This window comes from Candidatus Kuenenia sp., assembly GCF_027493735.1.
GTDB classification, from domain to species: domain Bacteria; phylum Planctomycetota; class Brocadiia; order Brocadiales; family Brocadiaceae; genus Kuenenia; species Kuenenia stuttgartiensis_A.
Window position 1 is genome coordinate 57,885 of record NZ_JAOSKF010000007.1, and the last position, 15,655, is coordinate 73,539.

The 15,655-nt window shown below is 40.7% G+C and carries 12 protein-coding genes; 7 read left to right on the plus strand and 5 right to left on the minus strand.

Annotated features, from left to right (window positions below; genetic code table 11):
- Positions 1 to 435: 435 nt before the first annotated feature.
- Positions 436 to 1,125 (minus strand): hypothetical protein, encoded by a 690-nt coding sequence (locus tag M5U24_RS05885; protein WP_099323508.1) that lies wholly within the window; start codon positions 1,123 to 1,125, stop codon positions 436 to 438.
- 1,493 nt (positions 1,126 to 2,618) lie between these two features.
- Here M5U24_RS05885 and M5U24_RS05890 point away from each other — a divergent pair.
- From M5U24_RS05890 to M5U24_RS05900, 3 genes are all read left to right on the plus strand, one after another.
- Positions 2,619 to 3,032, plus strand: a complete 414-nt coding sequence (locus tag M5U24_RS05890; RefSeq protein WP_164995040.1) for a hypothetical protein — start codon at positions 2,619 to 2,621, stop codon at positions 3,030 to 3,032.
- A gap of 275 nt (positions 3,033 to 3,307) precedes the next feature.
- Positions 3,308 to 4,678 (plus strand): hypothetical protein, encoded by a 1,371-nt coding sequence (locus M5U24_RS05895; RefSeq protein ID WP_099323506.1) that lies wholly within the window; start codon positions 3,308 to 3,310, stop codon positions 4,676 to 4,678.
- Between the two features lie 366 nt (positions 4,679 to 5,044).
- On the plus strand, positions 5,045 to 6,619 hold the full coding sequence (locus M5U24_RS05900; RefSeq protein ID WP_197705293.1) for a hypothetical protein: 1,575 nt from the start codon (positions 5,045 to 5,047) through the stop codon (positions 6,617 to 6,619).
- A gap of 83 nt (positions 6,620 to 6,702) precedes the next feature.
- Here M5U24_RS05900 and M5U24_RS05905 read toward each other — a convergent pair whose 3' ends face one another.
- Positions 6,703 to 6,945: a hypothetical protein gene (locus tag M5U24_RS05905; RefSeq protein WP_157775534.1), complete on the minus strand. Its 243-nt coding sequence runs from the start codon at positions 6,943 to 6,945 to the stop codon at positions 6,703 to 6,705.
- 477 nt (positions 6,946 to 7,422) lie between these two features.
- Here M5U24_RS05905 and M5U24_RS05910 point away from each other — a divergent pair, with 477 nt between their 5' ends.
- On the plus strand, positions 7,423 to 7,734 hold the full coding sequence (locus M5U24_RS05910) for a metalloregulator ArsR/SmtB family transcription factor (RefSeq protein WP_099323503.1): 312 nt from the start codon (positions 7,423 to 7,425) through the stop codon (positions 7,732 to 7,734).
- 516 nt (positions 7,735 to 8,250) lie between these two features.
- Here the strand turns inward: M5U24_RS05910 and M5U24_RS05915 are convergent.
- A complete protein-coding gene (locus M5U24_RS05915) occupies positions 8,251 to 8,520 on the minus strand; it encodes a hypothetical protein (protein ID WP_099323502.1) in 270 nt (89 codons plus the stop codon).
- A gap of 114 nt (positions 8,521 to 8,634) precedes the next feature.
- On the opposite strand from M5U24_RS05915, the gene arsB reads away from it, so the two are divergent.
- The 3 genes from arsB to M5U24_RS05930 all read left to right on the plus strand — a co-directional run bounded on the left by arsB (position 8,635) and on the right by M5U24_RS05930 (position 12,111).
- The gene (arsB, locus tag M5U24_RS05920) at positions 8,635 to 9,708 is read left to right on the plus strand and encodes an ACR3 family arsenite efflux transporter (RefSeq protein ID WP_099323501.1); all 1,074 of its coding nucleotides are present in this window, start codon (positions 8,635 to 8,637) and stop codon (positions 9,706 to 9,708) included.
- 52 nt (positions 9,709 to 9,760) lie between these two features.
- Positions 9,761 to 10,360 carry a DUF4405 domain-containing protein gene (locus M5U24_RS05925; RefSeq protein ID WP_099323500.1) on the plus strand — a complete coding sequence of 200 codons (600 nt, stop codon included), beginning with the start codon at positions 9,761 to 9,763 and terminating at the stop codon, positions 10,358 to 10,360.
- 83 nt (positions 10,361 to 10,443) lie between these two features.
- On the plus strand, positions 10,444 to 12,111 hold the full coding sequence (locus M5U24_RS05930; RefSeq protein ID WP_099323499.1) for an FAD-dependent oxidoreductase: 1,668 nt from the start codon (positions 10,444 to 10,446) through the stop codon (positions 12,109 to 12,111).
- A 175-nt stretch (positions 12,112 to 12,286) separates the two neighbouring features.
- Here the strand turns inward: M5U24_RS05930 and M5U24_RS05935 are convergent, their stop codons facing one another.
- Together M5U24_RS05935 and M5U24_RS05940 are read right to left on the minus strand one after the other, a co-directional pair.
- On the minus strand, positions 12,287 to 12,472 hold the full coding sequence (locus M5U24_RS05935) for a hypothetical protein (RefSeq protein ID WP_157775531.1): 186 nt from the start codon (positions 12,470 to 12,472) through the stop codon (positions 12,287 to 12,289).
- 332 nt (positions 12,473 to 12,804) lie between these two features.
- Positions 12,805 to 15,648, minus strand: a complete 2,844-nt coding sequence (locus tag M5U24_RS05940; protein ID WP_099323497.1) for a hypothetical protein — start codon at positions 15,646 to 15,648, stop codon at positions 12,805 to 12,807.
- Between the last annotated feature and the right edge of the window lie 7 nt (positions 15,649 to 15,655).

Consider the following 15,655-nt stretch of genomic DNA (forward strand, 5'->3'; position numbering starts at 1 on the left):
AATTTAAAGGCGTTTATTATCACAACTTATCGCGCGGCAATGAGCGAAGAGATATTTTTCGGAATAATGGTGATCACGTTTTGTTTCTGTAAACTTTAGGAAATATGTCGGACAGGTTTGAGGTTGAAGTTGTGGTTTACGCCTACGTTCTTATGGATAATCATTATCACTTGCTACCCAAAACCAATAAACCCAATATTTCTAAAAGCATGCACATGGATAAGTGATTCAAAATAAACTAAATCGTGATTTATTAATCTATCTTTTATGGAACATAGGTTGGTATGATAACCAGGAAATTGGTAACTTGTTTAGTATTGATTATTCATCAATAAGTCGGCAAGTAACTATTATGAGATCAAGGATTCCGAAAGATGATAAAATTAATAAGAGAATAACAAAGATTAAATCACTAATTAAGGTGTGACCTCATATTCATTCATACACTCTAACAGGCATTCCGTCGTACTTGACAATACACTCACGTTTGCCGCAAAAAACGAAACTATCATTCATGTGATCGCGTTCATCCAAACCGATGCGCCGGAACACATCCGCCCAAGTGTTAAGATCCCCATATTGTTTAACCAGCTCATTATGAACAGGCTGATCCTCCCATTGAGGATTCTCTGCGACAAACTGAGCATAAACATGTTCGGCGTGGTCTTCAAACTCTGCGTTAAAAAGAAATGCCCGGCGGATATTTACCAACGCCATGAACCGCGTAATCAACACATAGGAAATGACCATCACGAAGGGTATCAGTGGAAAGAAATACCACGGTTCTTTAACGCCGTCTTCTTTCATTTTTTCATGAATAACACGCAAATGCCAATATTCATTGTCCTGGGCTTCCCGCCCCCATGCCATAATTTTCAGGGCTTCTTCCACAACTTCTTTTTTTCGAAAGAAGCACGTCAACCGCCCATATTGGCGAACTTCCCATGCCCGGTAAGGAATGCTTGCCAGAATTTCAATGAGCTTTGTTTTTGCCAGAGTCACTTTTTTCCCTGTAATCCAATCCATCGTGACAAAAAAACATTTCGCCGCCAATGAATACTTATACCGCGTCCGAGTCAAGGACGACTGCTGTTCTTTTTTTAAATCAATTTTTCCCTGTTCCATAGAGTCTTTTCCTTTCGAGACAAGAAAATCCTTTTGTACATTTCATTGTCGTCTGCAAAGATTCATCACCTACGACAATGAATGATAAATTGATAATGAATAAATGATAGGAAATTGCTTTTTTGAAATGGCGTAAGGTTAAGGCAATGACAAGTGTAAGTCAAGTATTTTTTTATAATACTTGATTCAGCTCAATTGAATAAGCTTTCTGAAATTTAGAAAAAGTGATTGTTGTCGATATATTTGTAAATATAGGTTTTGTGATAGAAAGTAGGTATCTCTCTCCCGATATTCTTACATTAGCAAATTTTCACAATGATCAATTTGTAATAATGCAGGGTTCTTCATAACCAGACCCTTGACCTCTGTTACCGGCTTTGCCAGCAAACAGATGCCAAGAGTAGAATGTATCCGTTTCTCGAAAGGTTGGCTGGAATAAGGTAAAATATCCTAATTGAGAATTGGGAGTGTGGATTCAGGAAAGGAGGATATTTTAGAGATGGAGTGAAATTCATAAACGATTAGAAGGAATTAAACCACTAATATATAATGTATATCCCTTCTTGTTTACTATATGGAGTTCTTGATTGCCGCAGGAATCTTGCTTAAATAAAAAAGAAATTCAGGATATTCCGGGGGAGATATCAGAATTTCCAAAAGCATACACCCATTTGTATACACCCAGAATAGGGTATTTACAAAGATAGTATTTTTAATATAATCGCCGGGTTATATAGGGTGGATTATTTTTTAAGAAAGGAATTCCTGATTCCCTTCCAGCTTATCATGAAAGGATATATCGGAATTCGAAGTCAGGTCGATGGTTTACAGGCCAGAGTATACAGTCTGTATAATTCGTAATGAGCGATTAGCTGAAATGCAGCAATAACATGATAAAAATAAGTTACAATACGTCAAAAAAAAATACGCGGCAACTTTTTAGACATACTGAGGCAGTTCGTGTTTGCCGTTTTATACAGACTGTATAATTATTGTTAGCAGAAGAAAAAATGGCATTCACACTTGGGTTGCCAGAAATTAGTTTGAGAGTGATCCTCTTCGGAGTGCTTCAATACCTTCCATCACTCTGAATCAGCGAAAGACTCAAGACGTCACTCCGAAAAGAGCACTCCGCTTTTCTTGAAAATCTGAAATGGGAAGTAAAGGTGCGCGAACAAGCAGTCAGAGTTGCTGAGTATCTGGCACTAGCAAGAAGCCTGAAGGAGAACTCTCCTGATTCGGATACAGAATGGTTAACCAAATGTCATGGGAGTTGGCCATGTGGCTCCCCGAAGACATTTACAAATAAATGGCGAGTGCAATCGCCACTCTCAGTGAACAGACAAATGAGTTAACAACCGTCTGGTGCGGACACCGGGGACAACGCACCATGTTTCCTGATACTTTTATGGCCGATGCCGTACATCCGGAGCGTTACGTCAGAAGAGGCGCATTCTGGTTTCTTACAAACTACGTAGTGAGGTTAATACACAATGCTCAAGGACATGATCGACGCACTGAAACTCGTTACAGAAGGAATCGACAGCGTTAAGACGATTGCCGAGGCAGTCAAAAGCGGAAAAGACTATATCGAAGCCAAGCATCCTGAAGTTCGGAGCGACTTGCACCTTATGGTGGATGAGTTGCAAAAAAGTCTGTTACTCATTAAGTGCGCTTCAGCCGTCTTGACTAACTTTCGGTTTGCTATCTCCGCAGACGTCCAAGGATCGGAATTGGTGCGATTCAATGACTATTTCATCCAGTCAAAGACGGAGGCGCAGCATCTCGAAAACCATATCGATGACTTGCGCACCCATTGCAGCAAGATTCGTAAACACGGAACAAAAATTGGCGGAGAAGCGACAGTCGCAGGCTTTACAAAGGTTTTTCACACTTTAGTCTTTTGAAACTGGAAATTGTCATTTGTAGTGCGACGAGGTTCGTCGCACTACATGGTAGAGACAGGTTTCAAACCTGTCTCTACTCCCGAATCCTATAAAACTGTAAAACGTATAAACATTTCTACAAAACACTCAAAATATGCCATTTCTAAAGATATATTATCCTGCCTTCTACGTCTGAATTTGTAGGAACGATAAAGGACCTGACCGGGATAGCAAATGCTAAAGAAGCGCAGAGCGGACGTCGCGATGCACTGGGAAGTGCTTATAATCCGGATTGTTTGGATTTTCTGGAAGACAGCAAGGATTTTAAAATTGAAAAAGTCTTTGAATTTTGTCCGAATGAGCAGCGTGCTTTTGGTGTTGAAGAAATGGTAAAACCCATTCCGCTTGCTATAAGATGCAATCCTGGTGAAGAGGCAGTTCTTCTGTCTTATGAAGATGGCGTTTGGTCCTGGCACTTTAAAAACAACGATTGTGTGAGTAACAGGGATTTGGTATCCGATGACGGCAGGCATATTAGTCTCTTTAGTGTTCCGTTTAAAGTGCAGGACAGAACCACAAGGGGTTTATGGAGCAAGGTTGTTCACGTCTTTAAATTTGCGACAGATTGGATACAAGAAGGCAGTTCGGCGGCTATCAACAATATGCTGCGTGAATACGAAGGGAGAAAAATTAAGGAAGGTTTTAAACGAATAGAACACAATTTAGGTTTTATTGAAGGCCTTACAACTGCCGATCCGGTTTCGGATTGGGGCGGTATTAAAGACGTAATGAAAGATAAAAAGAAAGCGCTCCTTTTTATACATGGCACGGGGAGTTCAATCGAAGGTGGATATGCAGATGTGCCGCAAAAAATACTGGCGGTTTTAAAAAATAAATATCCCGTTATTTTAGGATATGACCATTTTACCTTGTCTAAAACCCCTGAGGATAATGCAAAAGACATGCTGTCTACATTGGAGAGTACTGGTATTTTAGATACGGGAATAAAATTCGATACTGTAACGCACAGCCGTGGAGGACTTGTATTGCGCTCATTTGTGGAACTGTGCAATGGTTATTTAAATGTAGACAATGCTGTAATGGTCGCATGCCCTGCCGGTGGGACGAGTCTTGCAAATCCTGGAAAATGGGACTCACTGGCCAAAAAGATCGACCTTCTGACAAACATATTCTTTTTCACGGGTGGGGCGCCGATGAAGATATTTTTCAATCTCGTGGGAGGGCTGATAAAGTTTGCCGCGTCTAAATTAAAGGAACCGAATGCAATACCGGGCGTCTGGGCAATGAATCCCAATTCTGAATTTATTAAAAAACTGAACAAAAGCAGTAGCAGTATCGGCGGCGATGTTGTATATAACACCATTGGGTCGGATTTTGAACCGTCGGGCATTTTCAAAGGAGGGCTTAAAGACGATATAACGGATAGCATTGCCGACGTCTATTTCGGCGATCCAAATGACCTGGTCGTTGACACAGACAAGATGGTCGTTCCATGGCCAACCGGTATTAAAAGCGGAATAAAGTTTAACTACGAACCGTGGCAACATGTCTATCATTTAAACTACTTCAGACAGGCAGAAACGTACAGAAGGTTTTCGGATATTTTTAAGGTTGACTTAAAAACGGTAATAGATGAGTGTCTATAGGCAGGTAAAAGATGTGAACTAAAAAAACAATTGTTAATTGTATTTATCATGTGGCATCAAGAATCCAATCACCAATCAAGAATAGAAGTGGGTGCATTCCCGATTTTTTTGCAAAAAAAACAATCAGTAGGGGTTAACAGTAACGTAGAGACAGTTTTCAAACCTGTCTTTTACCGCTTGAAAATGGCAGAAACAACCCTGTCAGGGTTAATCAAACAAGATGTTTGCGATACAATACCTGTCAACCAACAGGCATGTGCGAATATTTACAAAAAATCGGGAATGCACCCATAGAATAGAAGTTTCGTATTTCGAATTTGGTTGCAGCCAAAGGCCGCACCAAGAATATTACAGGTAAATAAAGCAATGTACGATCTTACAAATTTTACCATTCAGGACATGACCCGATGTGGAGATGCACTGGAGCACCTTGGGTATAAAGCGAAAGGTGTAGAGGAACTGGCTGATTCGGTGGTCCACTATTTTTACGAACACCTTATTGACAGGCGGACAGGTGAAAAGTCCTCTGCACTGGTGCGCTTTTTCATAACATATACCTACGAAAGCCTTGACGAAGAATTACGTCAATTAGCCAACATGATGTCAGAGGGGCAACGTTTGACTAATACTACGAGTTGCTTAGTCCTCTTAGCAACAGTGGGACTGCAACCTGAGTGGAATTCGATAAAACGCTCCAAGGGACACCGGGTTATTCCCCTGGTAGATAAGCAAACGGTGGATAAGCATCCTATGATCGCCCAATTGGTTTACCAGTTCGGGATAGATATTGACAAGGTGCTACATCCTCGTCCTACTCTTGAGACTGAGCTGGAAAGTAAGATTTTTAATGTGTTTCACGTGCCCGATGCCCTGGGAAGTCCCCATATTCCAGCTCAGGATGAATTTGTGATACCTTTCGGAATTAAATCGGCATTGGGGTTTGGAAGTATGTTGCCTACGGGGAATTTATTTACGGTGGTTATATTTTCGAAAACGAGGGTTCCACGGAATACGGCAGAGATGTTCAAATATCTCGCCTTGAATACAAGGATGGCGGTATTGCCCTTTGTATCAAAAAAAATTTACATAAACGAGAAGACCGTGCTTGACGAAACCGAGAGACTCTGGTCGATCATTGCCACGCAAACGAGTTTATTGAGCGTATACAAGAAAACTGCCGTTAATCAATCCAGACGTCTGGAAAGCTTTTCATTGAAACTTAAGCTGTCTCTGGCTAAATTTACAAAAAAAGCATGGCTCTATATTTCTTTGATAACAGCATCGGCATGCTCTTTATATGTTTTTTATGCGACACATATCGAGTTTATGTTGCACGTGGCTGCAATACCCCTTGAAATATTGCTGGGTGCATTATTAATAGAAAGGCTGTTAGAAAGAAAAGAAAAGGCAGAAAAATTTAATCAATTGATGTACATAAAGAGTCACCTGTATCGTTCTGAGATGCGTAACTTTTTTGTCACCAATTTTAGTGCATTAAAATTCCCGGTAATAACAATGTCGAAGATCAAAAATGCAAGTTTAGAAGAATTAAAGCACATGCGCAGCGATGCGGAACACCTGGAATATTTTTCATTGGATGCAATGGAATCAGTGATTCTGGAGTATGTTTCAGTCTATCATGTATTTAAAGACTTCATGGATCGGGCGAGCACTTATGGCATGGATACCCTTTTTCAGGATATGATTTATATTTTACATTTCATCCAGGATGTTAAAATGTTTAAGCAGGTGAACCCTGATAAGCCTTTTATTTATGAAGCACAGAAGCATCCTTTCTTAATGGAAAAAGTAAGAAAGATTTTAGGTGATGGTACCCGGAAATTTTTGGATTATATGATAGAACTGAAAGAAAAAAAGCCAGAGCTGTTCTACGACATTTTAACCGACTATGAATTATCATCACGCAGAATGACCAGATAATGCATGAACGATAAAAAGTTGTCTTTGCAAAGAAGAACGGGTACTGTCAACAATCTTGTGTAAATTCCTTTTCAGCGATTTATTTAAAGAAGGGTAGATTGCCATACGCCTGTTCTCCTGGTCTTTTCTTCCCATGGCGCTCTCTTATGCGTTTTAGTGAGAGAAGTATTTGATGCCCAGACTTTGCTCAAATTGCCACGGTTTCTTGTGATATTTTTCTGTGGTGTTATCCGACCTGTCTCATCCCTGCTAACAGCATTCTCATCACCTTTCAGGCAACAAAGCCGCTTTACTGAAAGTATGAACGGAAAAATTATTTTTATCATAACAAGCACGGGGGCATTCCCGATTTTTTGTAAATATAAGTAAAAAAATAAGGTTTTTTGGAAGATGAATAATAAAATTTATTGCAAGGGTGGTACAGGCATTCCTGCCTGTATTCCGCAAAGGCAAAATGCCTGCGCCACCCATCTATTGATACCTGGATTGTATATTAAATTTTAGGGGAATAAATACTTTTAGCTATAAACAATTAGTAGAGACACGCCATGGCGTGTCTCTATGATGCTTACCTGTCTGCGTACGTTTCCGAAGGTAGCCAGACCGTCCCGGTCTGGGAGAGTCGCCTGTCTGCGTGCCGGGACGTATAGGCAAGGCCGCTTGTGTATTAAATATCACAAGCAGGATGCTTTTGTTACATTGTGCAGACAGTTTCAAAAAATCTGGAATGTACCCACAAGCACCTTGACCTTGACATTCAGGTTTTCAATTCATATTATATCAAGATAATTTGATATATATTTATGAACACTATCAAAACCCAACAATTTGCCAAATTACTAAAAGCGTTGAGCGGTGAAATCCGTCTCAATATTATTTCGTATCTTGCATCCGGCGAAAAATGCGTGTGTCATATTTATAAATATTTTAAACTTCCGCAAAATCTTGTTTCTCACCACTTGGGAATTTTACGGGGAAGCGGTCTCATTAAAGACCGTAAGGAAGGTAAATGGGTCTACTACTCACTAAATGAAAGAAATATAGAAAAAGTAACAATTTTTTTACAAGAGATCGTGCAGAAAAAGGGAGAAGAAAAAGAAGAAGATAGCTGTTAATTTGTCGGTTTACTTAAAACAATAGAACGCCAAAATGAGTGTGTTGCATTAAATGAATTTCACACGACGAAACATTGGCTGTGTATGAGAGAAAAGTGGTAACAGTTTATATTTTTTAAAAAAGCAAAAACGCTTGTTCCCAAGCTCCACAGACTGGACCAAAAGAACTTTGTTGTCTTAAAGGTGGGGACAACTCCTCTCATTATGCCTGTTTTCGACCTTATTTAGTGCTGTTTTCCCATAAAAGTGGAGAATGCCTGTCGTAAAATAGGATAAAATTGTCCATTTGACCCGGTCTGTGGAGCTTGGGAACGAGCGGAAGAGCCGGAGCCTGGAAACGAGAGTATTATTTAAAATGCTAAACGAGTGCGTTTTTCGTATTTCGTGCTTGTTTAGTTCTGGCTATGCTAGCTTAGGATAAATAGCTCCGTCAGGAGGAGCATCCCTTTTTTTGTAACCGTTTGTGTGATTGGGGTAAAACAACGCTGTCAGGGGTTAATTCTACTGTACGTTTCATTAAAACATGGCAGAAGTCATAAAAAACCGGAAATGTACCTGGATCAACCCTGCAAAGGCATGAAAGCTGTAAGGGATGTGGTAAGCCTGTCCCCCCGCTGGCGGGGGATTAAGGGGTGGAATTGTCTGCGGAGCGTGGGAAAGAGGGTCAAATTTATTTTCATAATAAAGAGGTAGTTGAATCGATGGAGAAATCCAGTCCACCCCCTGCACCCCCGCCAGCGGGGGAACATAGCTTGAACAGGAGCATACTTCCATATCATGGGTCATGGGTTGATCTCTTCAGGAGCGAACTGTATATGACTGACAGGGAGACAGCCTTCCCCTGCGGTAGAGATGTAAGATTTTGAGCACGTTTTTTTAAAAGCGAAAGAGTAGCGAAGAGTGAAAGAGATTCCCGAAAAAAAATTATCTGTTTTTGAGAAATATTTAACACTCTGGGTGTTGCTGTGTATCGGTGCAGGCATTGTTTTGGGGAAGACGGCGCCGGGGGTTGCCTTCAGGTTAGATTCCCTTGCGGTATATGAAGTTTCTATTCCTATTGCCGTTTGCCTTTTTTTTATGATGTATCCTATTATGGTGAAGATAGACTTTGCGGAGGTTATAAAAGCAGGGAAGACCCCCAGACCGGTTATTCTGACCATGGTTATAAATTGGTGCATTAAACCGTTTACGATGTATCTCATCGCAACATTCTTTTTAGGATATATATTTAAAGATTATTTACCCGGCACAGAAATTATTAAAGACGGAAGCACGGTAGATATTTATCGTTCATATATATCCGGAGCTATCCTTTTAGGAATAGCCCCCTGTACGGCAATGGTTTTAATGTGGGGATATCTGGCAAGGGGCAATGACGGGCTAACCCTTGTTATGGTGGCAATAAATTCTTTGACCATGTTGGTTTTTTATGCCCCGCTGGGTGGTTTCTTATTAAAAGTGAACAAGATGCCTATCCCCTGGGAAACAATAGTGCTATCGGTTTTAATTTACGTTGCCCTTCCTCTGGTGTCGGGGTATTTTTCCAGAAAATGGATCATCAAAACGAAAGGGTTGGTGTGGTTTCAGCAAAAATTCTTACACTTCTTAACGCCCGTATCTATAACAGCGCTTCTGGCTACATTGGTTCTTTTATTTTCATTCAAGGGCGATGTGATTATTACTCAGAAACAAGCGATTCTTTTTATAGCAATCCCCCTTTTTATTCAAACCTGTTTTATCTTTGCAATAGGTTATGCGTTAGCAAGATTTTTCCGGTTAGCCTACAGGGATGCTGCGCCTGCTGCAATGATTGGAGCGAGCAATCATTTTGAAGTGGCGATTGCCACCTCAACAATGCTTTTTGGCCTATCGTCAGGGGCATCTTTGGCCACTGTTGTGGGTGTATTAATTGAGGTGCCTGTGATGCTCATGTTGGTTAAGATATGTCTTAAAACACAAAATTGGTTTAAATAACAGGTGCACGTCCTAAGGATTTGAAAAAGTTATACTTCAAAAAAGAGAGAAAATGAAACGTTCGATACAGAATATTGTTATTGATGCGATTGCCTTTGTTGGTTTTATCCTCTTAACCACCACCGGTATGTTGATGCACTATATCCTTCCTGCCGGGAGCAGGCGTTTTAAGACTATTTGTGGAATGGACAGGCACGAATGGGGTAACATCCATTTTTGGATTTCAGTCTTCTTCTTATGCTGTTTAGCGGTACATTTGTTTCTTCATTGGCGTTGGGTAGCGAATATTTTTATTGGCAAGTCACATGAAAGGTCAGGGTTACGTGTTGCATTGGTGATTATTGGATTCATAGGTGTGCTGGTATTTGCAATATCTCCTCTGTTAAGTCCGGTAAATGAAACAAATGTAGAAAGACAGGGGTGTGATTTATGTTTATCGCAGGATCATAAGAAGATTCAAGTACGGGGTGCAATGACATTTACCGAGGTCGCAGAAGAGTCGGAGGTTTCTGTTGAATATATTATTGAAAAACTTGGCCTGCCGGAAGATGTGGACAAAAAGGAACACTTAGGCAAATTGAGAAAAGAGTATGGATTTGAAATTGAGGATGTACGGCGCATTATTTGTGAATATAAAACGAAGCACCCATGAACGAATGTTCACACCAGTTTAGGATGAACGTATTGATGAATACGGTATTGGGAAGGGTATATTAGGAGATTAGGAGATCAGAAATGGGACCAAAACGCATGGTTATTATTGGCGCAGTAGCATCCGGGACAAAGACTGCCGCAAAGGCACGGAGAGAAGATCCGGATGCGGAGATAACGCTTATTACCGAAGAAGCGGATATTTCTTACGCTGCATGCGGCACGCCGTATTTTATCTCAGATATAATAAAGGATAGTTCCTCTCTCATAATAAGAACGCCTGATTATTTTCTCAAAATGTTGAATATAAATGTTTTGACGGAACACAGGGTTGAGGCAATTAATCCGGGCGGCAAGGATATTGCCGTCAGGAATCTCAAAACAAACAGTTCTGCTTTCCTCCCATATGATTTTCTTGTTTTGGCTACAGGCGCAAAGCCTTATGTTCCTGAGTGTGAAGGGGTAGAATCCGGGAATATATTTACCTTGCACAATATTAAGAGCGCAATGCGTATTAAATCGGTGTTGCAACAAAAAAAAATAGGGCACGCCATAATAGTAGGCGGTGGATTTATTGCATTGGAAATAGCTGAGAGCCTGATGGAATATGGAATAAAGGCCCATATTATTATTCGCCGCGAGCATATACTTTCTCACATTGACAAAAACATAGCGCTCCTTGTCCAAAACCATGTCAGGGCAAAGGGCGTGCATATACATGAAGATGATGAGGTGATAAAATATGAAGCCGATTCAGAAGGCAACGTTTCAAAGGTAATTACAAAAAAACAAACGCTTCCGGCAGAAATTGTGGTGCTTGCGACGGGAATTAAACCGAACGTAAGCCTTGCAAAAAATGCAGGAATAGCCATTGGACAAACGGGTGCAATACAGGTAAACGAAAGGCTTGAAACAAATATTCCCGATATTTATGCCGTTGGTGATTGTGTTGAAACGACACATATGGTAACAGGAAAACCCGTGTGGATACCTCTGGCGACAACAGCAAACAAGCAGGGGCGCATTGGCGGAATAAATATTTGCGGAGGAAACGATACCTTTCCCGGAGTGATGGGAACGTTTATTGTAAAAGTATTTGATTGGACAGTTGCTAAAACCGGCTTATCGGAGAAAGAGGCAATCAGGAATGGATTTGACGTCGTGTCTGTTATCGTTCCGTCCCATGACAAGCCCCATTATTATCCCGGTTCAAAGCTGATTATTGTTAAATTAATAGCAGAAAAGGGGAGCGGCATTTTGCTTGGAGCTGAAATTGCCGGGGAAGGTGTGGTTGACAAAAGGATTGATGTTGTTTCCGCCGCTTTGATGGGAAGGGTTACCGCCGGACAACTTTCAAAATATGACCTGTCGTATGCCCCGCCATATTCATCTCCTATGGACCCGCTTATAACGGCCGCAAACGTTTTGCGAAACAAGCTAGAGGGGAAAATCCAGAGCATATCGCCGCTTATTACTAAACAAAAGCTAGAGCGTAAGGATGATTTTGTTTTATTAGACGTCCGTACAAAGCATGAGCACGATAAAGGCCATATTGAAGGCAGCCTTCACATTCCATTAAACGAACTGAAATCAAGAAGCGGCGCATTGGATAAAACAAGAGAAATCATTACTTATTGCGGCGTTGGTTTAAGGGCGTCACAGGCTCATTTACTTTTAAAAACCGAAGGGTTTGAAAATGTAAAATTTATGGAAGGTAGCTTGTTGGCATGGCCTTATGCAATTGAAAAATAGAGTTTCTGCCAGGAGCATTCCCGATTTTTTGTAACCGTTTGTGTGATTGGGGCAAAACAACGCTGCAAGGGATGTGGCAAGCCTGTCCCCCCGCTGGCGGGGGATTAAGGGGGTGGAATTGTCTGCGGAAGAAATCTGGGAGGTTTATAACATGAATAGCCATAAGTTTTTATTCTCATTCCTGCGCTCTGCGGGAATGCATGTCACGAAACAGGATAAAATTGCCCATTTGACCAGTCTGCGCAGCGTGGGAAAGAGGGTCAAATTTGTTTTCATAATAAAGGGGTAGTTGTATCGACGGAGAAATCCAGTCCACCCCCTGCACCCCCGCCAGCGGGGGACATGGTTTGAACAGGAGCATTTCAAATTCTTGGCTAACTAATTGTACATTGTACCACAAACATCCTGCTTGTGGTATTTTACCCTCAAGCTTGAAGCTTGAGTTACTATTCTTCCCCTCTCCCCGCTAATGGCATTTTTACAAAAAATCGGGAATGCTCCCGTTTCTGCCTGAGATTTATGAATTACAATTTACGATTTGAGATTTGAGATCTAAATCGTACTTCGTACTTCATAAATGAATTACGATACAACGTTTTTCATTATGCCTTTAACCCACCCCTTAATCCTCTCCCAAGAGGGGACTTTCCAAATTACCCTCTTGGGAGGTAGCAGTGGGGGTAAGCAAGCTTTTCAGGTGTCGCCTTCTTCCCTCTTAAAAAGCCAGAAGGTGGTTATTCCGGGAATGAGTGCTTTTAAGAGAACCCTTAACCTGCCGGCTGCGTTGAAGGCCTGGAGGTCGTTGATTTCAAATTTTTCTATGGTGGATTCAGTGAGAAGCCAGTCTTTGTAATTGTCATTGTATTTGAACCCCAACACCTCCTTATTACGAACCCTGGGATATTGCGTATAATTTTCCAATACCCACCAATAATAATTTTTCAGGTAAGTATGGTTTTGTATGTCCGCATCTTGTAACGCCGCAACCATAAAATCTATCATCACCTCCCAAATAGCCCCCCATCCGTGATATTCGTTTTTGCCGATAAGGTTCCATGGAGAAAGTATTTTTGGATCGATTCCCCTGTTTTTTTCGGCAGGCGTTAGCAACAGTTCGTAGCCATTTCTATTTGCAAGCATGGGATTGGCAACGGTAAAACCGAGGCTTTCACCATTTCTATCTATGATTGCCAGCCCACCCAGGGATAAGGGAAGCTCTACCGGCAGTATCAATTCTTTCTCTATGTGTTCCTTTCTCATAGACTTTGTAAATGCCTCAAAGCCCAAATCGCTATGCATGATAGGAATCGGATTTTTATCTTTATCGAGTGCCATGGCGTATGTGTGAATGCCGTTGGGAAAGGGATTTCCATCAGGAAGAAAAAAATTATCTGGCAGAAGCTCAAATTGATATTGCATACTGTTTTCCCATTTCCGGTCATCTAAAAAATCTTCTGCCGTAAACCATACCCTGCCTTGTCCGTGTTCCCTGAGATAGTAGCCAATCTTCATTTTTTTCAGGTCCTGAATTGATTTTTCGTGGTTTTGCGGGTCGTTGTAAAAACTTTTTAAACGGGTACGCCACTCTTCTAACGAGTATGAAATCTCAAACTTTTTTTTGGTCCGTTCAATAAGGGTCGTAATTGTATTACCAGGCGTACTGGTGATTGTATGAAGAAGTGTTTCTGTAGGTTTAAAACAATGGTTTGGATAGAGAGCCTGAATTTTATTCAGGAAAGCTAAAAGGATTTCCCTTTTTTCTTTGTTTGTGCTGAATGATTCTAAAAGGCGGAGTAGATGGGGAACCCATACGGCATTTACATCATAGGAATATGTGCCTCTTGAAAAACTATTTACCGCATCCCTCCAATTGGCGGAACTGGGGTCGTTTATTCGCTTTAATGGGACAAGGTCATTGTTTTCAATAAGGGTAAGTGCTCTGTTTAAATTACGAATGATTACCGTCGCATTGTTGATAAAAAATGTCTCGTCTGGTGCTGTACAATGATAGCGATTTTCGCTGTCTTTATGGTTTAAAAAATCTTCAATATCCTTGCAACTCATTTCGTTTAACAATTCAAAAGTTGAGATAGCTACCAAGAAATCGGTATCGGTCATACGATAGTCGTAGTGGGCTTCATTTTCTTTCAGGACGCGGGAGTCTGTTTCGTGAGCACCCTCACCCGACTGGTTTGAACGGTTTAAGAGTTGTTGCACTATTTTTTGCTGAACAAATATAGTAAGAAACGGTTTGAGCAACAAATGGGTAAAGACGGTATCCCTGCCAAAATAGGTGAGATAGGTAAACGCTCCTGCCAGAATCATGTTGTTCGTGATCAAAAATGAAAGTGAACGGTAAGAAATTTCAAGCATATTTAAAAGGCTCATGATCTTTTCATCTATCAGACCCGCCATAGTTTTGGCATTTTGCAAGCGGTTGATATATTCCATGCTATCATTTTTAAATATGCCTCTTAACGGGAATGCTTTTGGGCGATAGTGCTGTAATGTTGTATTTACCGTGAGTTCTATATCTATCTTTATTGAGGAGTTTGATTTTGAAGGTATTATTTCAAAAAAAGGACACAGGATTTCGATAATATAAAGGTCTTTTTTAGAAGCATTCAAATATCGTTTGTATCGATGATGTGGGGCGCCTGATTTTGCATGGTCATCAGCTCCGGAAAAGCAAAGAAGACGCAACTGCTTTTCCTTAAACCACTCAGGGCTTTTTTTAAATATATCGTTAAGTAATTCCCAGCCTTTTTCTTCTTTGCTGATATTATTTTTGGCTTCCTCGATGACAAAATAACTCAACACCAGAGGATGTTCGGCCTCTTTTATGATTATTTCTTCTTGTATGCCTTCCACTATTATCTTAAGCCGGTATGTTTCCCCAAGGATATTCTTGCTGAGGGTAAGAGATACATTGTTTTTATGTCTTTCTATTTTATAGGAGGGAATGATGGGGAAAAGACCGTATGAGTCGTCCTCTAAATATCCGAAAATATCTTTTAGCGCCCGGATATCCGCATTATCCTCAATCATTCTTTGCATATCTCTCAAACTACGTCCATCTCCCAGATAAACGGAAAAGGTAACAGGGTTGTTTCCTGTCACATTCAGACTGAACGAATCAGATATCCCGTAAGTAATACTATTTTTAGTATGAGGACATTTAAGGGGAATGAGTTGAAAATCGCCTTTTATTGATTCCGGGAAAAATGGTGCAATAATGAATTGCGCAATAATGTTTTTGAATGATGCTAATAACAGTTCTGTCCGGCTGTTTTTGTTTCGAATCCTCTTTCCAAATACCCCGGTTTCTGCGTCCATTTTTAAAACCGTTTGCGGTGAAATCCATAACGATTCGTTGAAGGCCGGGAAAATTTCAGAGGTTTTTGATTTCGGAAACAGGAAACTATTGTCGTTTAGGAAATGTAGTATCGTTTTCGGAAATGCGCCTTTTACATCACTGACGGTTGATTGTTTCAGGAGTGACGCGAAAGAATGGCTATTATTATGTAAGGTAAACATTGGGATT